Raw genomic sequence first — 24167 nt, forward strand, 5'->3', positions numbered from 1 at the left:
CGGGTCCTGCGCGAAAAGGGGCTGGTCGGGGAAAGACGAAGAGGGCTAGCCGAGGGTCAGCCGGTTGTCCTCGGTCAGAACGATGCGGAGCTTTTCGAGCGCGCGGCTTTCGATCTGGCGAACGCGCTCCTTGGAGATGCCGAGTTCCTGGCCGAGGGCCTCCAGGGTCGCCCCATCATCGGCCAGCCGCCGGCGCTTGACGATCTTCAGCTCCCGCTCGTTGAGGACGGACAGAGCCGAGTAGAGCCAGCCCGACCAGCGTTCGCCATCGATGTGGTTGCCGACTGTCTCGTCCTGGAGCGGTACGTCCGAGGCGATGAAGTCCTGCCGGTCCGCGCTCGATCCGTCCGATTCGATTATCGGGGCGTTGAGCGAGGTGTCAGGACCCGAAAGCCGGGAATCCATCAGCGCGACGTCGTTCTTGGACACGCCGATCGCCTTGGCGATCTGGTCGTAGAGTTCGGGCGCGTCGAGCGTCTCGGCGCCGCGCGAAAGCCGGGCCCTCAGGCGTCGCAGGTTGAAGAAGAGAGATTTCTGCGCCGAGGAAGTGCCGCCGCGCACGATCGACCAGTTGCGCAGGATGTGATCCTGGATCGAGGCCCGGATCCACCACGTGGCGTAGGTGGAAAAGCGCACCTCCCGTTCCGGCTCGAAGCGTGCCGCCGCCTCCAGCAGGCCGACATGGCCCTCCTGGATGAGGTCGTTCATGGAAAGGCCGAAATGGCGGAAACGCGAGGCGATCGAGATGACGAGGCGCATATGCGCCGAAGTGAGGCGGTGCAGGGCCTGCTGGTCCTGCTTTTCTTTCCACGCGACTGCGAGGTTGCGTTCCTCGTCGCGTTCGAGATAGGGCGCCTTCATGGCCGCCCGGACTATCTGGCGTCGTGAGTTGCTGGAATCGTTCATGCCGACCTTCCCGCCTTTGCCGCTCCCCCGGGGGTGAATCTCCGCCTAGCTTATAACTCCTCTAAACAGAAGCTAGCATCCCATAAACAAAAACCCGACCTTGCGGTCGGGTTCCCGTGTTCACGAAAGCGTTCACAAAAAAGCGGGGCCGCCGCTGCCGGCGGCCGCATGCCTGAGAGGAATCAGGCCGCCTCCTCGCGGGATTCTTCTTCCTCCTGCGCGCGCTTGCGCTTCGGGCTCGCCTCGATCAGCTTTTCGACCTTGCGCTGGGCCTCGGTCTCGGAGGTCTTCTCCACCGCGGCCACTTCGCGGGCCATGCGGTCGATTGCGGCCTCGTAGAGCTGACGCTCGGAATAGGAAGGCTCAGGCTGCGCCTCGGAGCGATACAGGTCGCGGACCACCTCGGAAATGGCGATCAGATCGCCGGAATTGATCTTCGCTTCGTATTCCTGGGCGCGGCGGCTCCACATCGTGCGCTTCACGCGGGCGCGGCCCCGCACGGTCTCAAGGGCCTTGGCGACGGTCGTCTCGTCCGCCAGCTTGCGCATTCCGACGGAGCCGGCCTTGGCGACGGGGACGCGCAGGGTCATCTTGTCCTTGTCGAAGTCGATGACGAAGAGTTCCAGCTTCATGCCGGCGACTTCCTGCGTCTCCACATCCACAATGCGGCCGACGCCATGGGCCGGGTAAACGATGCTCTCGTTGGTACGAAAGCCCTGGCGCTTCACCGTCTTCTTCGTTGTCATACGCGTGCGACTCCTGGGTTCGAAAAGCGCAGTATCGCCACGGGCGCTGCAGTGCCGAGGGCGTGATGCTGCACGGAAGGACCTTTCTGATAAAACGGCCACCCCGCTGCCGGGCGCAGCGAGAAAATACGTCACCGTCGTTCCAAGCCGGAATTAGATCGGAACACGAGCAAAGTCCGATCCGCGACAGATAGCGCAAAATGCGCCCAAAATCAAGGATTTGTTACAAGCGCCAAAGCCCCGTCGCGGCGACCGTCGGTGCCGCGGCAGGGTGGAAAGTCCAGAAAGATCAGGCTTTTGCCCGGTGAATCAGTCGCCTTCGCCGGGCTCCGGAGAGAAGTACTTCTCGTACTTGTCGGCCTCGCCCTCATGCTCCTTGGCGTCGGACGGCGGCTCGCGCTTGATCGTGATGTTCGGCCATTTCTCGGCGTATTCGGCGTTCACCGTCAGCCACTTCTCAAGACCGGGCTCGGTGTCGGGACGAATTGCGTCGACGGGGCATTCAGGTTCGCATACGCCGCAATCGATGCACTCGTCCGGATGGATGACGAGCATGTTCTCGCCTTCATAAAAACAGTCGACCGGGCACACCTCGACGCAATCGGTGAATTTGCATCGGATGCAGTTGTCGGTCACGACGTAGGTCATACTCAGCTCCCGTCAGGCCTTGCGTTGGCGGCCTAATGGCTTTTTTCGGGCTGCGCAAGGGCGGCAAAGCCGCGCCTTCGATTTCCGCCAAGGTGCTCAGTTTGGAGCGGATTCCGCTTCACCTGTCATCCTCGCGCGGCGCCTGCCGCTTCATGGCGATGATCTTGCGACGATCGCGCGGGTCGGGGCGTTTGGCAGGGGCGCCAGAGCCCGCGGCGAACCCTTCTGCGCCCTTTTCCTTTCCGCTCGCGACGGGTTCGGAGAGGTCGTCATAGAGGGTCTGCGCGATCGCATAGCTGCCCCGCTTTGACGCGATGGCTTTGACTTCCGCCACCTTCACCTGCCGGGAGAGGGCGAGCGTCAGAACGTCTCCGACCCGCACCAGGCGGCTCGGCTGGGTGACCTTGTCGCGATTGAGGCGCACGTGACCGTCCGTGACCAGCTTCTGCGCGGCAGAGCGGGTACGGGCGAAGCGCGCATGCCAGAGCCAGCGGTCGAGCCGCTGCGAGGCGGCTGGCCCGTCCGGCTCCGTCGCCATTCGGCCGCGAGGGCTCAGCTCTCGGAAGAGCCGAGCTTTTCCTTCAGCGCGGCAAGTGCCGCGAACGGGCTGTCGGGGTCGGCACGTCGCTCGCGCTCCTGCCGCTTGGGCTGCTCGGGGCGCGGCGGGCGCTGGCCGTGCTGTGGCTTGCCGTGCCGCTTCTTGCCGCGCGGCCCGCCACGGCCCTCCTGTTCGCCTTCGCCCTGGGCCGGCCGGTGCGGACGGGCCCGCTTGGCAAAGCCGCCCTCCGGACGCTCGGTCCGCTGCTGCTGCCTGCCGGCGTTGCGGCCGGCACCGGCACCCTGTCCGGCGCGGCGGGGGCCGCGATGCCCGAGGCCCTGATAGCGCCAGATCTCGAGGAAGGCAGGCTCTTCGCTTTCGGCCGTTTCGCTCGGGACAGCCTCGTTTTCGCCAGCCGCGTCTGCAGCCGACTCGCCTTCGCCAGCCGCGTCTGCAGCCGACTCGCCTTCGCCCGTCTCACCTTCGCCCGCATCTGCCGCGGCAGATGCTTCATCCGCCGGCTGTGGCTCTCCCTGAGACGCCTTTTCCGGTGAAGGCTCTGCCACCGTTGTCTGCCCGGCGTCGGCGCTGGCCTCTGCGGTCGTTTCGGCCGCGGATTCGGCCGCTGTCGCGGTCGTCTCAGAAGCCTCCAGGCTCTCGCTCACTTCGGCGACTGCGTCGGGCGTCGATGACGGCGCCGGGGCCTCTGAGGATGGGGCTTCGGCCAGTGAGGCTTCGGCAGACGGAGCTTCGGGGCTCGCGTCGTCCGACGGGCCGGCCTGCGGGGCTGCCTGTGCCGCTTCGATTTGCGTCACGGGGGGCAGGGGGCGGCGTTCGACGCGGTAGCCGAGACCCTTCAGGATGACCGCCATGTCCTCGCCGGAGGCGCCGAGCAGGGAGGTCATCGCCGGGGTGACGGTAAAGCCGCCACCCTCCTCGATGGCGCCGACGGGCCGGTCGCCCTCGCGGCCGGGCTTCCAGGTGAGCGCCGGACGGATGAGGTCGGCGAGGCGCTCCAGGATGTCGATGCGCACGGCGCGGCGGCCGAAGGTGCGATAGCCGAAACGGCGGTAGATAGCGGCATCGATCGTCGGGTCGATATTGACGGAGGTGCGGCCGGAAGCGGAGACGGAGGCCACTTCGGCAATTCCTTCGCGGTCCTCGCGGCCAGCATGGACGGCCTCGAGCTCGGCCAGCAGCCCGCTCGGGGCAGGCTTCAGGAGCGCCGGGACATAGATATGGTAGGCGCCGAAGCGCACGCCGTGGCGCCGCAGCCCGGCGCGTTCATCCTGGCCGAGCGAGCGCACCTCTTCCAGGACGTCGCGGCGGTCGAGGATGCCGAGGCTTTCCTTCAGCCGATAGGCAAGGCCGCGCGTCAGGCCGGCGAGGCTCTCATCGGCCTCGATATCGATCAGCGGCTTCACATGGGTGGCGATCTGGCTGTTCAGCCAGGCGGAAAGCCGCGCCTCGACGCGCTCGCGGGCCGGGCCGGAAAGCTGCTCGTCGGCCAGCAGCAGAAGGCGCGGTTTCAGCGGGTCGGCCTGGCCGGTGAGCCGTGCGACCGGCTCGCCGTGCCAGCGGATGGTGCCGCCGGAAGCGAGGACGAACGAGCCGTCCTCCGAACGCGCCAGGCGCTCGGCGCGCTCGCCGACCGCCGTCGACAGGGCCTTGGCCGCAGCCGCGCGCACCGTCTTGGCGTCCGATCCTTCCGCTTTCGCATCCGGGGTGAAGCGAAAGCCGATCAGGGTGCCGACATGCTCGCCCTCGACCAGCACGTCGCCGGCGGGGGTGATGTCCGCCTCTAGCATGGTATTCTCCTTCAGCCGGCGCATCAGAACGCTGGTTCTGCGATCGACAAAGCGTTTTGTGAGCTTTTCGTGAAGTGCGTCAGAAAGCCTATCCTCAACACTGCGCGTTTCGCCACGCCAATGTTGAGGGTCGGCGAGCCAGTCGGACTGGTTGGCCACAAACGTCCAGGTGCGGATTTCCGCAATCCGCGCGGAAAGCGTGTCGATCTGGCCGTCCATGCGGTCGGCGCGCTTGACCTGCGGAGCGATCCAGTCCTGCGGCACTGCGCCATCGTCACGCACATGGCGGAAGATGGAGCCGATCAGCTCGGCATGCTGGGCCGGCGCGATTCGCCGGTAGTCGGGTAGACGGCAGATATCCCACAGGCGTCGGACCGCATCCGGGCTCGTCAGCCGGTCGGCGATCTCCTCGTCGCGCAGCAGCAGCTCGAAGGCGATCTGATCCGCCGCCGGCGGCGCCTTGGTCAAAAGCGGATGCTTCGGCGCTTCGTCGAGCGATTCCCGCAAGGCGGCGGGCGAGGAGAAATCGAGCCGGTCGTTGCGCCATTGCAGCACGCGAACCGGCTCGAAACGGTGCGATTCCAGCGCTTCCACCAGCGCGTTGTCGAACGGGGCGACCTGGCCGGTGACGCCGAATGTGCCGTCGCGCATGTAGCGGCCGGCGCGGCCGGCGATCTGGCCGAGCTCGGCGGCCGTGAGCGGGCGGTGCTGATAGCCGTCGAACTTGCGGTCGGCGGCGAAGGCGACATGATCGACGTCGAGGTTGAGGCCCATGCCGATCGCATCCGTGGCGACGAGGAAGTCGACGTCGCCCGACTGGTAGAGCTCCACCTGGCGGTTGCGGGTGCGAGGGGAAAGCGCGCCGAGAACGGCAGCGACGCCGCCGCGCTGGCGGCGGATCAGCTCGCCGATGGCGTAGACCTCGTCGGCCGAGAAGGCGACGATCGCCGAACGCTCCGGCAGGCGGGTCAGCTTCTTCTGGCCGGAATAGGCGAGGACGGACATGCGCGGGCGGGTGACGACGTGCACGCCCGGCAGCAGCCCCTCGATGACGCCGCGCATCGTCGAGGCGCCCAGAAGCAGGGTCTCCTGAGAGCCGCGCATGGTCAGGATGCGGTCGGTGAAGACATGGCCGCGTTCCAGATCCGCCGCCAGCTGCACCTCGTCGATGGCGACGAACGCCGCGTCCGTGTCCTGCGGCATCGCTTCCACCGTCGAGACCCAGTAACGCGGGTTCGGCGGCAGGATCTTCTCCTCGCCGGTGATGAGCGCCACCTGATCGGCGCCGGCGCGATCGGCCACGCGGCCATAGACCTCGCGCGCCAGCAGCCTCAGCGGCAGGCCTATGATGCCGCTCTCGTGGCCGAGCAGGCGCTCGATGGCCAGATGTGTCTTGCCGGTGTTGGTGGGCCCGAGAACGGCTGTGACGTTGCGGGCGCTCCAAAGGCGCGGATTTCCGGTACTGGCGTTCATGAAAGGCAGTGGCTCGTTGCGAGTGATCGGCGGCTTCGGGCGGTCGGTTGCGTCTGGCTCAGGCGCTCGGCTGCGACTCGAACGACTCTTGAACAAAGACGGATCGAATCGGTGACTCGGACGGATTCAGGATTCGTTCCACAGCTTCCCTCGAAGAGCTTGTAAAGGGGCTTGTCTCGGCAAGTGGCATGGGCGAGCCAACCTTGCAAGGCGTTACCGGAACGCGAACACGCCGCACAGCGCGGCCGGGCCCGCCGTCAACACCTGGCCATTTTGACGAACGAATCGCCGACGAATCGGCAGAGACGCCGAGTTCCCCGTCTGTTCGAACAGCATATTGGGAGCTGGCGAAGCGTGCCACAAGATGTCGGCGTGCCGCGCTGAAGGCATGCCGAGGATTGTTGCGGCTCCGAGGCCGTTCCTTAACCATTTGTGCCATTTCGGGACATTCAGTTGATATAGACCCGTTCCGCCTCGGCCTCGATCACGCCGATCGTCGTCGGCACCTTCGCCTTGACCGGCACGAGCAGGCCGAGCTCCTCGATCGGGGCGAGCCAGACCTCCATGCCAGTATTTGCCGCCATCTCGGCGACCGTCTTCTTGCCGGAGCGGTGTCCGGCGATCGGGGTGTAGCGCACCTGGCAGACGACGGCGGGTCCCGAGTAGTTCTTGCGGCCGCCGGAAAAGCGCTCGGTGCGCAGGAAGCGCATCGTCAGATCGAAGCGCTGCTGGTCCTCGAAGATCGGCGCGCGGTTGTCACAGAGGGCCTGGCCGGAGCGGCCGGCGATAGGCATGACGAGCGCGGTGATGGGGTCGAGAACGCCCTTTTTGTCCGCCTCGCGCACCGGGACGCGGTCGGCATACTCTTTTTCCGGCTTCGAACCCTCGCGGTGGTGGTCGGTGAGGCGGCCGGCGGAAAAGTCGAGGCTCACCGTCTCGTCGTCGTCCTCCTCGCGCCAGCGCCGCCAGTAGTGGCGTGCCTCCGGCGCCCCGTTCTTCATCACGCCGTCGGCGTTGAAGGCGATGCGCGCGTCGGAAAAGACGCGGGTGATGCCGGTCGCCTTCGCCCGGCCATCGGCCCGGTAGGTATTGTCTTCCATGTGGAGGTTGGCGACGACCTCACCGAAGGGAATGCCCATGAGGCTCGCCCCGTAGCGCACGGTGAGGGAGCCGGCCTCCGCGGGGGCGGCGAGAAGCGCGGCGACAAGGGCAAGGCAGAGGGCCGGGAGCGGCCGAAACGTCTTGTGCATGCGAGGTCCTGGCTCGGTCCGGTTCGATCCTGGCGGTTCGGCTCGGCGCCTCGCTTGGAGCGCTAGGCGGAAAAGCCGGCGTTTTGTTGTCTCGCCGCAGCCGGCTTCACAAAGCTGGTTGCGGCCCTTTCCGCCTTGATGTGTGGTCGCTGGCGGCTGAATGCGAGCTGAACCCATTTCCCAGCCGTCATGTGCGGCTGCGGCAGGGGTGGGGGCGCGCGCTGCGCGCGACAAGCGCGCCAGAAATGCCCGCTCCCGCTTGACCCCTCGCACCGCAATCCCTATAGGAGCGCTTTCGGAAAAACAGGGCATTTCGTGCCGCTGACGCCGCTTGAAAGAGCGCGACCGGCCAGCCCCCCAGACCAGAACGAAGAGGTTTCCCATGGCGCGCCGTTGCGAGCTAACCGGCAAGGCCGTCCTGTCCGGCAACAATGTGAGCCACGCCAACAACAAGTCCCGGCGTCGGTTCCTGCCCAATCTGTGCTCCGTCTCTCTTCTGAGCGACGCGCTCGGACGGCCGGTGCGCCTGCGCATCTCCGCCGCTGCGCTGCGCAGCGTGGAGCATCGCGGCGGTCTCGACGCCTTCCTGACGAAGGCGAGCGCGGACGAGCTTTCGCCGAAGGCGAAGCTGTTGAAGCGCGAGATCGCCAAGAAGACGGCCGAAGGCGAAGCCGCGGCCGCGTGAGCCGCGAAGTCATGCTTCTCGTTGCGAGGAAGAGGGGCTTTCTCGTCGGCATCGCCGCCATGGCGGCGGTGGTCGTCGCCTCCAACATCCTCGTCCAGTACCCGGTGCATTTCACTGTCGGCGGCTTCAACCTCGCCGACCTTTTGACCTGGGGCGCCTTCACCTATCCGCTGGCTTTCCTGGTCAACGACATGACCAACCGGGCGCTCGGCCCGCGTGCGGCGCGGCTCGTCGTCCTGGTCGGCTTTGCGCTCGCCGTCCTCCTTTCGGCGATGCTGGCGACGCCACGGCTTGCCGTAGCCTCCGGCTCGGCCTTCCTTGCCGCCCAGCTTCTCGACGTCGGCATCTTCCACCGGCTGAGGACGGGTCGCTGGTGGCGCGCCCCGGTCGTCTCCAGCCTCGTCGGCTCGGCGCTCGACACGGTCATCTTCTTTTCTCTCGCCTTTGCCGCGGGCCTTGCCTTCCTCGGCGCCAACGACGCCTTCGCCATCGAGGCGGCGCCGCTTCTCGGCCTCTTCGCCCTCGACGTGCCGCGCTGGGTCTCCTGGGCGATCGGCGATTTCTCGGTAAAGCTCCTGATCGCCGCCGTGGCGCTCGTGCCCTACGGGCTCGTCGTGCGCATGATCACGCCATGGCAGGCTGGGGGGCAGCCGGCCGCGCACGCCGCCGGCGAAGCGGCGCGCAGCTAGACTTTCATTTCTCTTGAAATCCGCCTCAGGCGGCGCGGCGCGGGCCCCGCTCGCGCGGCTTTGCCCTGGCATCGTCCTCGAAGAGCTCGGCGAGCTTTTCCGTCATCGCCCCGGCCAGTTCCTCCGCATCGACGATGGTCACGGCGCGCTTGTAGTAGCGCGTCACGTCGTGGCCGATGCCGATGGCGAGAAGCTCCACCGGGGAGCGGTTCTCGATGTCGGCGATGACATGGCGCAGGTGCTTTTCCAGGTAGTTGCCTGAATTGACCGAAAGGGTGGAATCGTCGACCGGCGCGCCGTCGGAGATCACCATCAGGATGCGCCGCTGCTCGGGACGGCCGAGAAGGCGCTTATGCGCCCATTCCAGCGCTTCGCCGTCGATGTTTTCCTTCAGGAGCCCCTCGCGCATCATCAGCCCGAGATTGCGCCGCGAACGGCGCCAGGGCGCGTCGGCGCTCTTGTAGATGATGTGGCGCAGATCGTTGAGGCGGCCCGGATAGCCGGGCTTGCCGGCGCGCAGCCATTCCTCGCGTGCCTGGCCGCCCTTCCAGGCGCGGGTCGTGAAGCCGAGGATCTCCACGCGCACGCCGCAGCGCTCGAGCGTGCGCGCAAGCACGTCGGCACAGACGGCGGCGACGGTGATCGGGCGACCGCGCATCGATCCGGAATTGTCGAGGAGCAGCGTCACCACGGTATCGCGGAAATCGGTGTCGCGCTCCTGCTTGAAGGAAAGCGGCGCAAAGGGATCGGTCACCACCCGCGACAGGCGCGCGGGATCGAGCATGCCCTCTTCCAGGTCGAAGTCCCAGGCGCGGTTCTGCTGGGCGAGCAGACGCCGCTGCAGGCGGTTGGCCAGCCGCGCCACGGCGCCGGCGAGATTGACGAGCTGCTTGTCGAGATAGGAGCGCAGACGGTCGAGCTCCTCCGGCGGACAGAGGTCCTGCGCGGCGACCTCCTCGTCATGCTTGGTCGTATAGACCCGGTAGTCGCTGACGGGGGCGTTGCGGCCGTCGAACTCCGGGCGGCGCGCATCGGCCAGCGGATCGGCGTCGGCGCTCTCCTCGCTGTCGACGAACTCCTCGGAGGTCTGGTCGGCCTGGTCGCTCTCGCCGGTCTCGTCCTCCTCGCCGGAGAGCTCGGTCTCCTGCGGCTGCGCGGAGGCCTCGTCGTCTTCCTCGGCCTCGCCGCGGGCGCCTTCGTTGGTGTCCGAGGCGTTATCGGAATCGTCGCCGGTCTCGTCCTCCTCGCTTTCGGAATCCTGTCCCGCGTCGCTGCCCATGTCGAGAGAGGCGAGGAGCTCGTGCAGACCCTTGGCGAAGGCGGACTGGTCGGAAACCTTCTGCGAAAGGGCATCGAGCTCGGAGGCGGCGCGCTCCTCGATGAAATCTCGCCAGAGATCGACTACCTTTTCGGCGCTCTTCGGCGGGGCCTGGCCGGTCAGCCGCTCGCGCATCATCAGGGCGAGCGCGTCTTCCAGCGGTGCGTCGGCACGCTCGCTGATCTCTTCGTACTGACCGCGGTGGTACTTGTCCTCCAGCATCGCGGCGAGGTTGGCCTTGACGCCCGACATGCGCATGGCCCCGATCGCCTCGCAGCGTGCCTGCTCGACGGCATCGAAGACGGCGCGCGCCTGCTCGCCCTGCGGGGCGAGGCGGCGATGCGCCTTGGCGTCGTGGCAGGCGAGGCGAAGCGCCATCGCGTCGGCGAGGCCACGGGTGATGGCGACGTCGCCGGCGGCCATGCGCCGGGACGGCTCGGGCAGGCGCACGCGCTGGCCCATGAGCTGCGGGCGGTCGGACGCGAAGACGACCTCCAGCTCGCGCTCGTTCGCCACCGCCTTCAGGCAGGCGGTGAGAGCGCGCTTGAAGGGCTCAGTCGGCGATTCCTTGCTCCGCCCGGAACTCATGCGAACCTCAGCTCAGCACCACGTTGGCGGCCGATTCCGGCAGCTCGCGGCCGAAGCAGCGCTGATAGAACTCGGCGACCAGCGGCTGCTCCATCTCGTCACACTTGTTGAGGAAGGTGACGCGGAAGGAGAAGGCGAGATCGTCGAAGATCTCCGCGTTCTCCGCCCAGGTGATGACCGTGCGCGGGCTCATGACGGTCGACAGGTCGCCGTTCATGAAGGCGTTGCGCGTCATGTCCGCGATGCGGACCATGCGGCTCACCTGCTCGCGGCCTTCCTTGGTGCGCAGGCGCTGCACCTTGGCGAGGACGATGTCGACCTCGTTGTCGTGCGGCAGATAGTTGAGCGTCGTCACGATCGACCAGCGGTCCATCTGGCCCTGGTTGATCTGCTGGGTGCCGTGATAGAGGCCCGACGTATCGCCGAGGCCGACGGTGTTCGCGGTGGCGAAGAGCCGGAAGGCCGGGTGCGGGCGGATGACCCGGTTCTGATCGAGCAGCGTCAGGCGGCCGGAAACCTCCAGAACGCGCTGGATGACGAACATCACGTCCGGGCGGCCCGCGTCGTACTCGTCGAAAACGAGGGCGGTGTTGGTCTGGATCGCCCAGGGCAGGATGCCGTCGCGAAATTCCGTCACCTGCATGCCGTCGCGCACCACGATCGCATCCTTGCCGACGAGGTCGATGCGCGAGATGTGGCTGTCGAGATTGACGCGCACGCAGGGCCAGTTGAGGCGCGCGGCGACCTGCTCGATATGGGTCGACTTGCCGGTGCCGTGGTAGCCCGTGACCATGACACGGCGGTTCCTGGCGAAGCCGGCAAGAATGGCGAGCGTCGTCTCACGGTCGAAGAGATAATCCTCGTCGACATCGGGCACATGCTCTTCGGCCTGCGAGAAGGCGGGCACTTCCAAGTCTGAATCGATGCCGAAGACCTGCCTCACGGAGACGGTCATATCCGGCACGGAGGTTGCCTGCTCGGCGGCTTCCTGCATCATGAATTCCCTTCCAGCGGCGCGGGGGAGCGCCGACGTTTTCCTGCGGGAGCTAAACCCCGCACCTAACAGAAACCGACGCTCTTGAGATAGGAGTAAGCTTGGATGACCTCTCGCAGCTTGTCCTCCAGCGATCGGTCACCCCCGTTAGCGTCGGGATGATGGCGTTTTACCAGGGCCTTGTAGCGTGCCTTTACTTCCTCGGGGCGTGCCGTGTCGTCAAGGCCCAGCGTGGCGAGCGACTTGCGCTCCATGTTGCGCACGGAGCGGCGCGGCTCTTCCGTCGGGCGGGCTCTGAAGCCGTCGCCGAAGAGGTTGAAGGGGTCGTCCGTCTTGCCCGTCCAGCCGCGCTTGGTGCGGCCGGTGGCACGCTGCGCCTCGTCGTCCCGCGCATTGGAGCCCATCCGCCAGGTCGGGCGATGGCCGACGGTGGCGGCCTTCTGAAAATTCTGAATGGCGCTGTCGTCGAGCCCCGCGAAATAGTTGTAGGACTTGTTGTAGGCGCGCACGTGCTCGAGGCAGAACCAGAAGTACTCGCCTTCCGCCTCCCGGCCCTTGGGCGCGCGGTGGCTCGCGGCCTCCTGGCAGCCATCCGCATCGCAGATGCGCTTGGCAGGCTCCGGCGCCGGCCGGGTCCCCTTGCGGGTTCTGATCTTGTCGAACAGGTCCGATTCGAGCTTCATGAAACAAATATGCCTGTCAGAGGGTGGCCTCTCAAGGCGAGCGCCTTCGATACCAGCTAGGTCAGATTGTGAGTGAGACGATGATGGTCCGAGAGAGAATGGAAGCCAAGCTCAATGAAGCCTTTGCACCGGAGGTGCTCGCCGTCACGGATGAATCCCACCTGCATGCCGGACATGCCGGCGCGCGTGAAGGCGGTGAGAGTCATTTCCGCATCCATATCGTGTCGAAGGCCTTCGAAGGGAAGGGGCGGCTTCAGCGCCACAGGATGGTCAACGAAGTGCTGGCCGACGAACTGAAGGAACGGGTGCATGCGCTCGCGCTGCGAGCCGCCGCGCCGGGTGAGGAAGCGGCCGCCCCTCGGCAAAACTGAAAGCACGCCCGCCGCATTCAGGCGGGCGCGCCCACCAGCGCATTGGCCGCGGCAACCGGGGTCACCCGGATCTGGCTGATCCGGTTGCGGCTCTTTCTCAGCACCTTGAAGCGGAAGCCGTGGAAGGTGAATTCCTGCCCGGCCTCGGGAATCGTCTGAGCCTCGTGGATGACGAGGCCGGCCATCGTCGTCGCTTCCTCGTCCGGCAGGTTCCAGTCGAAGGCGCGGTTCAGGTCGCGGATCGGCACCGTGCCCTCCACGATGATGGAGCCGTCGGGCTGCTGGCGCACGCCCTGGATATCGATGTCGTGCTCGTCGGCGATCTCGCCGACGATCTCCTCCAGGATGTCCTCCAGCGTGATGATGCCCATCACCTCGCCGTACTCGTCGACGACGAGGGCGAAATGCACCTTGCGGCGCAGGAACTCGTTCAGCTGCGCCTGCAGCGAGGTCGTGTCCGGGACGAACCAGGGCTTGGCGGCCACCGACATGATGTCGAGGGCGGAAGCCTCTCCCTTCGCGTCGGCGAGGGCGCGCAGAACGTCCTTGGCGTGCAGCACGCCGACAATGTTCTCCGTCTCGCCGCGCCACAGCGGCAGGCGGGTGAAGGAGCTGTCGATCACCTGCGCCACGAGTTTTTCCGGCGGCTCGTCGGCGTTGAGCGCCTGCATGGCGGTGCGGTGGACCATGACGTCGGAGACGTCGAGCTCGTTGAGGTCGAGCAGGCCGCCGAGCATGTCGCGCGCGCCCTTCTGCACGCTGCCTTCCTTGTGCAGCAGGTCGACGGCGCCGCGCAGCTCCTCGTGGCCGGAGATAAGCATGTTGCCGCTGGCGTTGACGCCGAAGAGGCGCAGGAGCGCCGAGACGAGATGTTCCACCGCGGAAACGACGGGGGCGAAGACCTTCACCGCGAAGGTCACGTAAGGGCCGACCGTGAGCGAGAAGCGATCCGGCATGGTGATCGCCCAGGTCTTCGGCAGCACCTCGGCGAAGACGAGGACGAGGACGGTCATGACGAGCGTCGCCACGGCAACGCCCGGGTCGCCGAACACCCGGATGAAGGCCGCCGTCGCCAGCGCCGAGGCGAGGATGTTGACGAGGTTATTGCCGAGAAGCAGCGAGGAGATCATGCGCTCCTTGCGATCGATCAGCCTTCCGACGACGCTCGCCCGCGGCTCTCCGCCCTTCTCCAGCTGATGCATGCGCGCGCGCGATGCCGCCGTCAGGGCGGTTTCGGACCCGGAGAAGAAGGCGGAAAGGAACAGCAGGATAAGGATGGCGAAACCGATCGCCCAGAGCCACATGAGGCTATTCTCCAAGTGAGGATGCGTGGGTACGCGCGGATGTTTCCAGTTCCGCCGCCAGGAAGGCGCGGACCGCATCCGGGTCGACGTCCTCCGCTATATAGGCACGACCGACGCCGCGCGTCAGGATGAAGGTGAGGCGGCCGCCCTTCACCTTCTTGTCCTGCGCCATCGCTTCCATCATTTCCGCCGGCGTGAATGCGCCGGGAATGTCGCAAATGCGGGTCGGAAGCCCCGCCGCCTCCAGGTGTCTTTCGACACGATCGGCGTCCTCTTGCTGGCACAGGCCCTCGGCGGCGGAAAAGCGGTGGGCGAGCGCCATGCCGACGGCGACGCCCTCGCCATGGATGATGCGGGCGGCGTCGTAGCCGCATATCGCCTCCAGCGCATGGCCGAAAGTGTGGCCGAGATTGAGGAGGGCGCGGCGCCCGCCTTCGCGCTCGTCGGCGGCGACGACGCGGGCCTTCGCCTCCACGCTCCTGCAGATGGCGCTCTCGCGCGCCTCGCCGCCGAGGAAGATGGCCTCGCGGTTGTCCTCCAGCCAGGCGAAGAATTCCTCGTCGTCGATGAGGCCGTATTTCGCCACTTCGGCGTAGCCGGCGCGGAATTCGCGCCCGGGCAGGGTGTCGAGCGTGTCGGTGTCGGCCAGGACGAGGCGCGGCTGGTAAAATGCGCCGACCAGATTCTTGCCCTCAGGCGTGTTGATGCCCGTCTTGCCGCCGACGGAGGAATCGACCTGGGCAAGGAGGCTTGTCGGGACCTGGACGAGATGCATGCCGCGCCGGGAAATGGCGGCGGCAAAGCCGGCCAGGTCCCCGACGACGCCGCCGCCGAGAGCCACCACCACGTCGCCGCGCTCCAGCTTCGAGCGCAGAAGCTCGCCGACAACGCCCTGAAGCACGGCAAAGCTCTTGGAACTCTCGCCGGGGGCCACGACGATCTCGATCGTCTCGATGCCCTCCCCCTCAAGCGATGCCCGCACTGGCTCCAGATAGTGCGCGGCCACGTTGCGGTCCGTGACGATGGCGGCGCGGCCGGCGTCGAGCCTGGTGGTCACATGCCGGCCGATGCTGGCGATGAGGTCCGGGCCGACGATGACGTCGTAACTGCGCGGCCCGAGATCGACGCGCACGCCGCTCATGGCTCTTCTCCTTGTTCGAGCCGCAGCTTCAGGGCGGCGACGATGTCTCTCACCACCGTTGCATGCGGCGTGTCGCGGGAATGGACGGTCAGGTCGGCGAGCGCATAGGTCGGCTCGCGCCGGGCCAGAAGCTCGGCGAGCGCGGCCTTGGGGTTCGGCCGGTTCAAAAGAGGCCGGCTCGACTTGCGGCGCACGCGCTCGAACAGGACGGCGAGATCGGCCTTCAGCCAGACGGAGATGCCGCGTTCGGCGATCGCCTCGCGCGTCTGGGGATCCTCGAAGGCGCCCCCGCCGGTCGCCAGCACGGCCGGGCCGGAGCCCAGGAGGCGGCGGATCACCTTCCTCTCGCCTTCGCGAAACTGCGCCTCGCCGTAAATCTCGAAGATTTCGGGAATCGTCAGGTTGGCCGCCGTCTCGATCTCCTGGTCGGCATCGAGGAAGGGCAGGTCGAGAGCCGTCGCCAGACGCCTGCCGACGCTCGTCTTGCCCGCGCCCATCATGCCGACGAGCACGATATTGCGGTCTTTCAGCAACGAGGAGACGCACCGCGCGGCGGCGTCCCGGCCGTCTCCAGCGTCTTCCTCTGTTTTGCCCTCGGTCTGCAACATTCCTCGATCCAGCTGGCAGCGGGCCCGCTATAATGCCTTCGCCCGACCGGCGCATCCCTTGAAATGACCGTCGGTGGAGCGGTAAGGGGATGCGGCAATACAGGCGGTCCGGATGCCGAGTCTCTTTCGATTTCTTTTTGTCATCGCTGTTCTCGCCGGCATCGTCTATGGCGGCATGCTGGCGCTCACCATCCTCGTGGAGCCCAATCCGCGCGAGATGAGCGTGCGCATTCCGGCGGATCGGGTCAATCAGTGAGCGCTCCGGCCGCATCGGCCGGAGGCAGCCGCAAGGGTGGCGCGGGGCGAGACCGCCTCGATCTGGAAAGCTTTCTGGAAATGCTCGCCGCCGAGCGTGGGGCGGCGCAGAACACGCTCGCCGCCTATCGCCGGGACCTTTCCGACTTCATGGAAGAATGCGCGGGGCTGAGGCAGGCCGAGGCGGGTGATGTGCGGGCCTATGTCTCCGGGCTCGCCCGCCGGGGCATGAGCCCTGCGACCCAGAGCCGGCGCGTCTCGGCGCTGCGCCAATTCTTCCGCTTCCTCGTCTCCGAAGGGCTGCGGAGCGACGACCCGACGCTGTCGCTCGAGCGGCCGAAACCGCGGCGCGGGCTGCCGAAGAGCCTCTCGGTCGGCGAGGTGGAGGCGCTGCTATCGGCCGCGCGGGCGGAGGCGGAGAAGGACGGGCCGCCGGCGCGGCGGCTTGCCGCCCTGCGCACGCTGGCTCTCCTGGAGCTCGTCTATGCGACCGGCCTTCGCGTCTCCGAACTCGTTGGCCTGCCGGCGAGCTCGGCCCGGGGGGAGCGCCCCTTCCTCATCGTCACCGGCAAGGGCGGCAAGGAACGGCTGGTGCCCCTCAACGAAGCCTCGCGCGCGGCCATGCAGGCCTATCGTGCGGCGCTGAAGGAAAGGAGAGGCGAGGAGGGGCGGTATCTGTTTCCCGCCGATTCCGCCTCCGGGCATTTCACCCGCCAGGCCTTCGGGCGCTGCCTCAAGGATATCGGTATTGCCGCCGGGATTTCGCCGGCGCGGCTCTCCCCGCATGTGCTGCGCCACGCCTTCGCCAGCCATCTTCTCGCCGGCGGCGCGGACCTGCGCGCCGTGCAGACGCTGCTCGGCCATGCCGACATCTCCACCACTCAGATCTATACGCACATCCTGGAAGAGCGCATGAAGGAACTCGTCGGCACGCATCATCCGCTCGCCAGGGCTGTGTGAAGCGGCAAGAGGGAACGGACGCGGCTTTCGTGCGTCGACACTTCGCCTGCTTGACTTAGCGAAGGGCCATCGCCAGTTTGCGCCCACTTTCAGGGATATATCCTCCGTTCCATGCGTCACTTCCTCGATTTCGAAAAGCCGGTCGCCGATCTGGAAGGCCAGATCCAGGAGCTGAGACGGCTGCAGGAGAGCGACGACAGCGTCTCCACCGGCGAGGAGATCTCCAATCTGGAGACCAAGGCGAAGGAAGCGCTCAAGGGCCTCTACGCCAAGCTGACGCCCTGGCAGAAGACGCTGGTGGCGCGCCATACCGACCGGCCGCATGCGAGCCATTACATCGACGCGCTCATCACCGATTTCACGCTGATGGCGGGAGACCGCAAATTCGCCGAGGACCGGGCGGTGCTTGCCGGGCTCGGGCGTTTCCGGGGCGAGCCGGTGGCGATCCTCGGCCAGGAGAAGGGCGCCGACACCAAGGCGCGCCTGACGCACAATTTCGGCATGGCGAGACCTGAGGGCTACCGCAAGGCCGTGCGGCTGATGGAACTCGCCGACCGCTTCTCGCTGCCCGTCATCTCCTTCGTCGATACGGCTGGCGCCTATCCGGGCATCGGGGCGGAGGAGCGCGGCCAGGCCGAGGCGATCGCCCGCTCCACGGAGGCCTGCCTGGCGCTCGGGGTGCCGAATGTCGCCGTCATCATCGGCGAGGGCGGCTCGGGCGGCGCGATCGCGCTCGCCACGGCCAGCCGGGTCTACATGCTGGAACATTCCATCTATTCGGTGATCTCGCCGGAGGGCGCGGCCTCGATCCTGTGGCGCGATTCGGCACGGGCCGAGGAAGCGGCGACGGCGATGAAGGTGACGGCGGAGGACCTTCTCAATCTCAAGGTCATCGACGCCATCGTGCCGGAGCCGCTCGGCGGAGCGCACCGCGACCCGGGCGTTGCGATCGCCGCGGTCGGCGACGTGATCGCCGCGGCGTTCGCGGAATTTGCCGGCATGTCGAAGCACGACGTGAAGCTGAAGCGGCGCGAGAAGTTTCTCGATATCGGCCGTAATCTCGGCTGAGGGCGGTCAAAAAGGTCGAGAATGCCGCCAATTCGCGGCAAGTGCGCAACACTGGCGCAAAAAGTGACGCATTCGACAGCAAATCGCCGCATTTGCTTGGCCTAAACCGCCGGCAAGTTTACCTCTTGCACAGACCTCGCATGAGACAAGGGCAAAGGCTCGGCGGGTGAAAATGGTGTCTATGACGATCTCACGCTTCATGCGCGCCGCGACCTTCATGGTCGTGGGCCTTGCAGTTCTGGCGCTTGCCGGCTGCAACGATTTCGAGGGCATGGCCAAGCATCTGCGGCCGCTCTCCCATTCCATGAAATCGCTCATCGCCAAGAAGGGCATGAGCGAGAACAGTCCGATCCTCATCCGCATCTTCAAGGAAGATTCGGAGCTGGAGGTCTGGAAGCAGGAAAAGGAATCGGGCCGCTACGCGCTGTTGAAGACCTACGACATCTGCAAGTGGTCCGGCCGTCTCGGCCCGAAGCAGGCCGAGGGCGACCGCCAGGCGCCCGAGGGCTTTTATACGATCACGCCGGCGCAGCTGAACCCGAAGTCCTCCTACTACCTGTCGTTCAATCTCGGCTATCCGAACGCCTATGACCGGGCGCATGGGCGCACCGGCTCGCACCTGATGGTGCACGGCGCCTGCTCCTCGCGCGGCTGCTATTCCATGGACGACGAGCAGATCCAGGAGATCTACACGCTGGCGCGCCTTGCCTTCCAGGGCGGCCAGAGGTCCTTCCAGGTGCATGCCTTCCCGTTCCACATGACGCCGCAGAACCTGGCCAAGTACCGCCGCAACGAAAACTACGCCTTCTGGAAGCGGCTGAAGGAGGGCAACGACATCTTCGAGCTGACCCGCCAGGAGCCGAAGATCGCCGTCTGCTCCGCCGACTATGCTTTCGGCACGGAGACGCAGGCCGGCATGAGCTACTCGCCGACCGCCTCCTGCGCCCCGAAGGTGGACGAGTCGCTTCGCCTTGCCGTCGCGGAAAAGCGTGAGCGCGATGCCCAGAAGGAAGAGGAAATCGCCGCGCGCATGGATGACCGCGATTATGCGCGCGTCGCCGTCGCGGACCTGATGCGCGACCCGCGCCAGAAGAACGAAGTGCCGCAGACGCTGATCGCCCTTGCCAAGCCGGGCGGGCCGACGTCTCTGCCGCCGGCGGCGCGCGTCGGCCCCGCCGATGCCGCCCAGCCCGCGCCGGTGGTTCAGCCGCAGGAGACCGCGATCGCCTCCAAGGAGACGAACCCGGAGGCGGATGCCACCGTTCCCGAAGCGCGCCCGGAGGTCTCCGCGACCGCCTATGCGCCGGAGAATTCAGGCGACGAGGGCCTTCTGACCCGCCTGATCAAGAAGGTCTGGTAGCGAGCGGCCCCCTGCGGGGCCGCATCCCACTTTCCCAGTTTCATTCGCCGGGCCGCCTTGGGCGACGTGGTTGCCACGCGGTCCGAACGCAGCCGGGCCGGCTCCCCGTCAGGTGGATCTCTTCCGAACGGCCGGCCCGTCCGAGCGGTCGGCGAGGAAATCCGCATCGGCCTCCACCTTTAGCTTCCTTGGCTTCTTGGCAGGCGCCAGATCTTCGCACATGGCCGCCGCCTCGGCCGCCACTTGGCGCGCCCGCTGCGGTGCGGCGCCGGCCCAGGCGAAGAGCTCCACCGGCTCTGAAAAGCCGCGCAAGGTATGCTCGCCGAGCCGCGTCCAGTATTGGGGCGCGTGGTCGGCCACCTTGCGCACCGCGAGAGCCGGCACGCCAAAAACCTTGGTCATCGACTGGACGCGGGCGACCTGGTTCACGATCGGGCCGATGACGGAAAAGGACAGCCGCGAGGCGGTGCCGATATTGCCGAACATGACGTTGCCGCGTGTGAGGCCGAGGCCGTAATCGAGCTCCGGGCCGCCCTCGGCGAGGCGCATTTCGTTGAGCTCTGCCAGCTTGGCGAAGCCGGCTTCCACGGCGCGGCTCGCCGCTTCCGCGGCCTCGTTCTCCGTCTGGAAGACGTCGAGGGGAAAAATGGCGATCACGGCGTCGCCGATGAAGTTGAGGATGTCGCCGCCCTCTGCCTCGATCGTCGCGGCCACGCAGTCGAAATAGGCATTGAGGAGGTCGATGTAGTCGCTCCTCGCCATCCTCTCGGCCATCGCAGTGGAATTCCTCAGATCGCTGTAGAGGATGATGGAAGGGATCGTCTCGCCGTCGCCGCGGTGGATCTGGCCGCCGAGCACGCGCGGGCCGGCGCGGTGGCCGAGATAGGTCTCCGCGATGGTGCGCGAGATGCGCGACTGGATCATCACCTTCCCCGAAAGGGCAAAGCGGTCGGAAATGCGCTGCAGGGCCGCGATCTCGGCATCGGAGAAGCCGCCGGGGCGGGTGCAGCAGAAGGAAATGATGATGCCGCCGCGAAAATGCTCGGTCTTGGTGCCGGGGATGGCGAGGTCGATGGAGAAAACGAGATAGTCGGTGAAGCCGCGCTCGACGAACTCCTCCAGGATCGGAAAGTCGACGAGCTTGTTCGGTCCGTCGAGCGCGCGCCGCATGATGTCGGCGCCCGAATCGAGCATCGCCTTCAACGGACTGCTCTCCCAAGCGGGGCTGATACCTTCTTCCGGTGTGCGGAAGGCGAACTGCTCGAAGGATATCTCGCGGCCCTTCTCCCAGATCACCGACTCGACCTGGAACAGCGGGTGGAGCGTCGTCCAGTTGACCATGGCGCGGCCGATCGGAATGCCGATCGTGAAGATGCGCTTGCACATGCCCTCGAAGAGCTCGGTCGCGTCGGGCTCGCCGAACGCCTGCTCGACCAGCCAGGAGGTGACGCTGTCGACGAGGGTGGATGAGGACATGGGGTGCCTTTGACGTTGCGGACCGGCCGGAGCCGCCCGCATTCGGGTTACGCATTCACGACCTAGGGTCGCCGGCGTGAAGAAACAGTCATGCGGGGCAGAATGAGGGCGCGGCCAACGCCCGTTGAAGGGCCTGGAGCCCGGATCCCGGCGGCTCCGATCTCGGCGGTCGGAGCCGGCGGCGGGATCGGAGCGCTCCGTTGGCGGCGGAAGGCGCCGTTCAACTAGCTCAATCGTGAGCTGCCCGGCTGCCTTCCAGTGAGGCGGTCGCTTCGCCGCGATCCGTCGTTCGGCGCCTCAGACGAGCGCTCCGTGGCAGTGCTTGAACTTCTTGCCAGAGCCGCAGGGGCAGGGCGAATTGCGTCCGACCTTGCCCCAGGTGGAGGGATCGTTCGGGTCGATGAGCCCGGCACCTGCCTCTTGTCCGGCCGGGCTTGCCGCCGTCGCGGCCGCCGCTCCCGCCCCGACGGGCAACGCACCGGCGCCGCCGCGCGGGGAGCTGCCTTCCATGGCGGCGAACTCGTCCTCGCCCGTGGTGGCGTCGACATGATGGGCGACGACGCCTTCCGGCGGGGCGAGGGTGGATTCCAGCGGCTGCTCCTCGCGCAGCTCCACATGCATGAGCTGGGCGGTGACGACGCGCCGCAGCTCCGAGAGCATCGCCTGGAAGAGTTCGAAGCCCTCGGTCTTGTACTCGTTCAAGGGATCGCGCTGGCCGTAACCGCGGAAGCCGACCACCGAGCGCAGGGCGTCCAGCTGGGCGAGATGCTCGCGCCAGAGCTGGTCGAGCGTCCTCAGGAGGATCTGCTTTTCCACCATGCGCATGAGTTCGGGGCCGAAGCGGCTCGCCTTGCGGGCCAGCGCCTCGTCGGCGGCCTTGCCGATGCGCTCGCGCATCGCCTCGTCGGCGATGCCTTCCTCCGCGGCCCATTCCTCCACCGGCAGGTCGAGGTTGAGCATCTCGCGGACTTCCTTCCTGAGGCCCTCCACGTCCCACTGCTCGGCATAGGCGCGCTCGGGGATGTGGTGCGAGACGAGCTCGTCGATCGTCTCGTGGCGCATGTCCTTGACGGTCTCGGCCGTATCTTCCTGCGTCATCAGCTCGATACGCTGCTCGAAGACCACCTTGCGCTGGTCGTTCATGACGTTGTCGAACTTCAGGAGGTTCTTGCGGATGTCGAAGTTGTGCGCCTCGACCTTGCCCTGGGCGCGCTCGAGCGCCTTGTTGATCCAGGGATGGACGATCGCCTCGCCCTCCTTCAGGCCGAGCTTGGTGAGCATGCCGTCCATGCGGTCGGAGCCGAAGATGCGCATCAGGTCGTCCTGAAGCGACAGGTAGAACTGCGAGCGGCCCGGATCGCCCTGGCGGCCGGAACGGCCGCGAAGCTGGTTGTCGATGCGGCGGCTCTCGTGGCGCTCGGTGGCAAGAACCATCAGGCCGCCGGCCTTCAAAGCCTCCTGCTTCAGGCGCTCCACATCGGCGCGGATGGCCTTTTCCTTGGCGTCCCGCTCGGGTCCTTCCTCGACATCGGCGAGTTCGGCGGCGATGCGCATGTCGACATTGCCGCCGAGCTGGATGTCCGTGCCGCGGCCGGCCATGTTGGTGGCGATGGTGATCGCGCCGGGCTTGCCGGCCTGGGCGATGATGTGGGCTTCCTGCTCGTGGTGGCGGGCGTTGAGAATGTTGAAGTCGGTGATGCCGCTCTTCTTCAGTCGCTCCGCCAGGAGCTCGGATTTCTCGATGGAGGTGGTGCCCACGAGAACCGGCTGGCTGCGCTCGCGGCAGTCGCGGATGGTCTCGATGATCGCCTCGTACTTTTCTTCCACGGTGCGGAAGACCTGGTCGTCCTCGTCGACGCGCGCGACCGGCACGTTGGTCGGGATCTCCACGACGTCGAGGCCATAGATGTCGAGGAACTCGTCGGCTTCCGTCAGGGCCGTGCCGGTCATGCCGGCAAGCTTTTCGTAGAGGCGGAAGTAGTTCTGGAAGGTGATGGAGGCGAGCGTCTGGTTCTCCGGCTGGATCTTGACGCGCTCCTTGGCCTCCAGAGCCTGATGCAGGCCCTCCGAATAGCGGCGGCCTTCCATCATGCGGCCGGTGAACTCGTCGATGATGACGACCTGGCCGTTCTTGACGATGTAGTCCTTGTCGCGCTGGAAGAGCTTGTGGGCCTTCAGCGCATTGTTGAGGTGATGGACGACCGCGACGTTCTCCACGTCGTAAAGGTTGTCGCCCTTCAGAAGACCTGCCGTCTCCAGCAGACGTTCGGCATGTTCGGTGCCGTCCTCCGTCAGCGTCGCGGAGCGGACCTTCTCGTCGATCTCGTAATGCTCGGGCTGGAGCTCCGGGATGATGGCGTCGATCGCCTGATAAAGGCCCGACTTGTCCTCCACGGGCCCGGAGATGATCAGCGGCGTGCGTGCCTCGTCGACCAGGATGGAGTCCACCTCGTCGACGATGGCGTAGTGGTGGCCGCGCTGCACCATGGCCGCGAGGTCGTATTCCATGTTGTCGCGCAGGTAGTCGAAGCCGAATTCGTTGTTGGTGCCGTAGGTGACGTCCGCCGCATAGGCGGCGCGCCGCTCGTCCTGCGAAAGGCCGTGCACGATGACGCCCACCGAGAGGCCGAGGAAGCGGTAGACGCGCCCCATCCATTCGGAGTCGCGGCTGGCAAGGTAGTCGTTGACGGTGACGACATGGACGCCGCGTCCCGTCAGCGCGTTGAGGTAGACCGGAAGCGTGGCGACGAGCGTCTTGCCCTCGCCGGTCTTCATCTCGGATATGGCGCCCTCGTTCAGCACCATGCCGCCGACCAGCTGCACATCGAAATGGCGCTGGCCGAGCGTGCGCTTGGCCGCCTCGCGCACGGTGGCGAAGGCCGGCACGAGAATGTCGTCCACCTTCTTGCCGGCTGCGAGCTCCTCGCGGAACTGGACGGTGCGGGCGGCGAGTTCGGCGTCACTCAGCTTTTCCAGCTCGGGCTCGACGGCGTTGATCGCCTCGACCGTGGAGCGGTACTTTTTGACGCGCCGGTCTGAAGTGGTGCCAAAGACCTTGCGGCCCAAACTGCCCAAGCCCAGCATTTAGGTAATCCTTTTTCGTCGGCGGCGAATACCTGATAACGGGCGACCGACCGGCCGCCTCAAGCCATCGTAACGGTGCGGAGGAACAGGCCATCAGCCTTCTGCCCGGCGCCCCCCGCTTCTGGACGGCAGGCGGGAGGAGAGATAAGAACGGACGGGAATCATGTCAATCAGCGGCGCCCGGCGCCGTGCACCGCGGTGCGCCTACGAGGAA

21 protein-coding genes are annotated in these 24167 nt (G+C 66.6%); 7 read left to right on the forward strand and 14 right to left on the reverse strand.

What is annotated here, in order from left to right; all coding sequences use genetic code 11:
• Positions 1–45: 45 nt before the first annotated feature.
• The 6 genes from CLD20_RS06930 to CLD20_RS06955 form a co-directional block, all read right to left on the reverse strand.
• Positions 46–906 (reverse strand): RNA polymerase factor sigma-32, encoded by an 861-nt coding sequence (locus tag CLD20_RS06930; RefSeq protein ID WP_224405860.1) that lies wholly within the window; start codon positions 904–906, stop codon positions 46–48.
• A 182-nt stretch (positions 907–1088) separates the two neighbouring features.
• Positions 1089–1652, reverse strand: a complete 564-nt coding sequence (locus CLD20_RS06935; protein ID WP_224405861.1) for a CarD family transcriptional regulator — start codon at positions 1650–1652, stop codon at positions 1089–1091.
• A gap of 309 nt (positions 1653–1961) precedes the next feature.
• Positions 1962–2300, reverse strand: coding sequence for a ferredoxin FdxA (gene fdxA / locus CLD20_RS06940; RefSeq protein WP_224405862.1), 339 nt, complete (start codon positions 2298–2300; stop codon positions 1962–1964).
• 118 nt (positions 2301–2418) lie between these two features.
• Positions 2419–2838: an RNA-binding S4 domain-containing protein gene (locus CLD20_RS06945; protein WP_224405863.1), complete on the reverse strand. Its 420-nt coding sequence runs from the start codon at positions 2836–2838 to the stop codon at positions 2419–2421.
• A gap of 14 nt (positions 2839–2852) precedes the next feature.
• On the reverse strand, positions 2853–6119 hold the full coding sequence (locus CLD20_RS06950; protein WP_224405864.1) for a helicase-related protein: 3267 nt from the start codon (positions 6117–6119) through the stop codon (positions 2853–2855).
• A gap of 449 nt (positions 6120–6568) precedes the next feature.
• The gene (locus CLD20_RS06955; RefSeq protein WP_224405865.1) at positions 6569–7369 is read right to left on the reverse strand and encodes a DUF3108 domain-containing protein; all 801 of its coding nucleotides are present in this window, start codon (positions 7367–7369) and stop codon (positions 6569–6571) included.
• A 382-nt stretch (positions 7370–7751) separates the two neighbouring features.
• Here CLD20_RS06955 and rpmB point away from each other — a divergent pair, with 382 nt between their 5' ends.
• On the forward strand, positions 7752–8054 hold the full coding sequence (gene rpmB / locus CLD20_RS06960) for a 50S ribosomal protein L28 (RefSeq protein ID WP_224405866.1): 303 nt from the start codon (positions 7752–7754) through the stop codon (positions 8052–8054).
• 11 nt (positions 8055–8065) lie between these two features.
• Positions 8066–8743: a VUT family protein gene (locus tag CLD20_RS06965; RefSeq protein ID WP_224405978.1), complete on the forward strand. Its 678-nt coding sequence runs from the start codon at positions 8066–8068 to the stop codon at positions 8741–8743.
• 25 nt (positions 8744–8768) lie between these two features.
• On the opposite strand, the gene cobT is transcribed toward CLD20_RS06965, so the two are convergent.
• The 3 genes from cobT to CLD20_RS06980 all read right to left on the reverse strand — a co-directional run bounded on the left by cobT (position 8769) and on the right by CLD20_RS06980 (position 12335).
• Positions 8769–10649 carry a cobaltochelatase subunit CobT gene (cobT, locus tag CLD20_RS06970; protein WP_224405867.1) on the reverse strand — a complete coding sequence of 627 codons (1881 nt, stop codon included), beginning with the start codon at positions 10647–10649 and terminating at the stop codon, positions 8769–8771.
• A 7-nt stretch (positions 10650–10656) separates the two neighbouring features.
• Complete coding sequence (gene cobS, locus CLD20_RS06975) at positions 10657–11646, reverse strand: cobaltochelatase subunit CobS (protein ID WP_224405868.1); 990 nt, start codon at positions 11644–11646, stop codon at positions 10657–10659.
• A gap of 62 nt (positions 11647–11708) precedes the next feature.
• Positions 11709–12335 (reverse strand): DnaJ domain-containing protein, encoded by a 627-nt coding sequence (locus CLD20_RS06980; protein ID WP_224405979.1) that lies wholly within the window; start codon positions 12333–12335, stop codon positions 11709–11711.
• A gap of 71 nt (positions 12336–12406) precedes the next feature.
• Here CLD20_RS06980 and CLD20_RS06985 point away from each other — a divergent pair, with 71 nt between their 5' ends.
• Complete coding sequence (locus CLD20_RS06985; RefSeq protein WP_224405980.1) at positions 12407–12697, forward strand: BolA family transcriptional regulator; 291 nt, start codon at positions 12407–12409, stop codon at positions 12695–12697.
• 17 nt (positions 12698–12714) lie between these two features.
• On the opposite strand, the gene CLD20_RS06990 is transcribed toward CLD20_RS06985, so the two are convergent.
• From CLD20_RS06990 to CLD20_RS07000, 3 genes are read right to left on the reverse strand one after another with little or no spacing between them, the layout of a single operon-like run.
• Positions 12715–14001, reverse strand: a complete 1287-nt coding sequence (locus CLD20_RS06990; RefSeq protein WP_224405869.1) for an HlyC/CorC family transporter — start codon at positions 13999–14001, stop codon at positions 12715–12717.
• Between the two features lie 4 nt (positions 14002–14005).
• On the reverse strand, positions 14006–15142 hold the full coding sequence (gene aroB / locus CLD20_RS06995) for a 3-dehydroquinate synthase (protein WP_224405870.1): 1137 nt from the start codon (positions 15140–15142) through the stop codon (positions 14006–14008).
• Positions 15139–15750 (reverse strand): shikimate kinase, encoded by a 612-nt coding sequence (locus CLD20_RS07000; protein ID WP_224405871.1) that lies wholly within the window; start codon positions 15748–15750, stop codon positions 15139–15141. The genes aroB and CLD20_RS07000 overlap by 4 nt, the downstream gene beginning before the upstream one ends.
• A gap of 112 nt (positions 15751–15862) precedes the next feature.
• On the opposite strand from CLD20_RS07000, the gene CLD20_RS07005 reads away from it, so the two are divergent.
• The 4 genes from CLD20_RS07005 to CLD20_RS07020 all read left to right on the forward strand — a co-directional run bounded on the left by CLD20_RS07005 (position 15863) and on the right by CLD20_RS07020 (position 19393).
• A complete protein-coding gene (locus CLD20_RS07005; RefSeq protein WP_224405872.1) occupies positions 15863–16006 on the forward strand; it encodes a histidine kinase in 144 nt (47 codons plus the stop codon).
• Positions 16003–16965: a site-specific tyrosine recombinase XerD gene (locus CLD20_RS07010; RefSeq protein WP_224405873.1), complete on the forward strand. Its 963-nt coding sequence runs from the start codon at positions 16003–16005 to the stop codon at positions 16963–16965. Before CLD20_RS07005 ends, CLD20_RS07010 begins: the two co-directional genes overlap by 4 nt.
• A gap of 111 nt (positions 16966–17076) precedes the next feature.
• The gene (locus CLD20_RS07015; protein ID WP_224405874.1) at positions 17077–18033 is read left to right on the forward strand and encodes an acetyl-CoA carboxylase carboxyltransferase subunit alpha; all 957 of its coding nucleotides are present in this window, start codon (positions 17077–17079) and stop codon (positions 18031–18033) included.
• 181 nt (positions 18034–18214) lie between these two features.
• Positions 18215–19393: a murein L,D-transpeptidase family protein gene (locus CLD20_RS07020; protein ID WP_224405875.1), complete on the forward strand. Its 1179-nt coding sequence runs from the start codon at positions 18215–18217 to the stop codon at positions 19391–19393.
• 108 nt (positions 19394–19501) lie between these two features.
• Here CLD20_RS07020 and CLD20_RS07025 read toward each other — a convergent pair whose 3' ends face one another.
• Both CLD20_RS07025 and secA read right to left on the reverse strand, forming a co-directional pair.
• Entirely contained in the window at positions 19502–20869 is a 1368-nt protein-coding gene (locus tag CLD20_RS07025; protein ID WP_224405876.1) for an adenylate/guanylate cyclase domain-containing protein, read from the reverse strand.
• 297 nt (positions 20870–21166) lie between these two features.
• Complete coding sequence (secA, locus tag CLD20_RS07030; RefSeq protein ID WP_224405877.1) at positions 21167–23953, reverse strand: preprotein translocase subunit SecA; 2787 nt, start codon at positions 23951–23953, stop codon at positions 21167–21169.
• Between the last annotated feature and the right edge of the window lie 214 nt (positions 23954–24167).

Origin of the sequence: Afifella sp. IM 167 (genome assembly GCF_020144925.1) — a bacterium.
In the GTDB taxonomy this organism is placed as follows: domain Bacteria; phylum Pseudomonadota; class Alphaproteobacteria; order Rhizobiales; family Afifellaceae; genus Afifella.

What these genes read in the sequence shown, in the direction of transcription:
- CLD20_RS06930 (WP_224405860.1), bottom strand. Translation starts at nt 906, where the DNA reads ATGAACGATTCCAGCAACTCACGACGCCAGATAGTCCGGGCGGCCATG.
- CLD20_RS06935 (WP_224405861.1), bottom strand. Translation starts at nt 1,652, where the DNA reads ATGACAACGAAGAAGACGGTGAAGCGCCAGGGCTTTCGTACCAACGAG.
- fdxA (WP_224405862.1), bottom strand. Translation starts at nt 2,300, where the DNA reads ATGACCTACGTCGTGACCGACAACTGCATCCGATGCAAATTCACCGAT.
- CLD20_RS06945 (WP_224405863.1), bottom strand. Translation starts at nt 2,838, where the DNA reads ATGGCGACGGAGCCGGACGGGCCAGCCGCCTCGCAGCGGCTCGACCGC.
- CLD20_RS06950 (WP_224405864.1), bottom strand. Translation starts at nt 6,119, where the DNA reads ATGAACGCCAGTACCGGAAATCCGCGCCTTTGGAGCGCCCGCAACGTC.
- CLD20_RS06955 (WP_224405865.1), bottom strand. Translation starts at nt 7,369, where the DNA reads ATGCACAAGACGTTTCGGCCGCTCCCGGCCCTCTGCCTTGCCCTTGTC.
- rpmB (WP_224405866.1), top strand. Translation starts at nt 7,752, where the DNA reads ATGGCGCGCCGTTGCGAGCTAACCGGCAAGGCCGTCCTGTCCGGCAAC.
- CLD20_RS06965 (WP_224405978.1), top strand. Translation starts at nt 8,066, where the DNA reads ATGCTTCTCGTTGCGAGGAAGAGGGGCTTTCTCGTCGGCATCGCCGCC.
- cobT (WP_224405867.1), bottom strand. Translation starts at nt 10,649, where the DNA reads ATGAGTTCCGGGCGGAGCAAGGAATCGCCGACTGAGCCCTTCAAGCGC.
- cobS (WP_224405868.1), bottom strand. Translation starts at nt 11,646, where the DNA reads ATGATGCAGGAAGCCGCCGAGCAGGCAACCTCCGTGCCGGATATGACC.
- CLD20_RS06985 (WP_224405980.1), top strand. Translation starts at nt 12,407, where the DNA reads ATGATGGTCCGAGAGAGAATGGAAGCCAAGCTCAATGAAGCCTTTGCA.
- CLD20_RS06990 (WP_224405869.1), bottom strand. Translation starts at nt 14,001, where the DNA reads ATGTGGCTCTGGGCGATCGGTTTCGCCATCCTTATCCTGCTGTTCCTT.
- aroB (WP_224405870.1), bottom strand. Translation starts at nt 15,142, where the DNA reads ATGAGCGGCGTGCGCGTCGATCTCGGGCCGCGCAGTTACGACGTCATC.
- CLD20_RS07000 (WP_224405871.1), bottom strand. Translation starts at nt 15,750, where the DNA reads ATGTTGCAGACCGAGGGCAAAACAGAGGAAGACGCTGGAGACGGCCGG.
- CLD20_RS07005 (WP_224405872.1), top strand. Translation starts at nt 15,863, where the DNA reads ATGCCGAGTCTCTTTCGATTTCTTTTTGTCATCGCTGTTCTCGCCGGC.
- CLD20_RS07015 (WP_224405874.1), top strand. Translation starts at nt 17,077, where the DNA reads ATGCGTCACTTCCTCGATTTCGAAAAGCCGGTCGCCGATCTGGAAGGC.
- CLD20_RS07020 (WP_224405875.1), top strand. Translation starts at nt 18,215, where the DNA reads ATGACGATCTCACGCTTCATGCGCGCCGCGACCTTCATGGTCGTGGGC.
- CLD20_RS07025 (WP_224405876.1), bottom strand. Translation starts at nt 20,869, where the DNA reads ATGTCCTCATCCACCCTCGTCGACAGCGTCACCTCCTGGCTGGTCGAG.
- secA (WP_224405877.1), bottom strand. Translation starts at nt 23,953, where the DNA reads ATGCTGGGCTTGGGCAGTTTGGGCCGCAAGGTCTTTGGCACCACTTCA.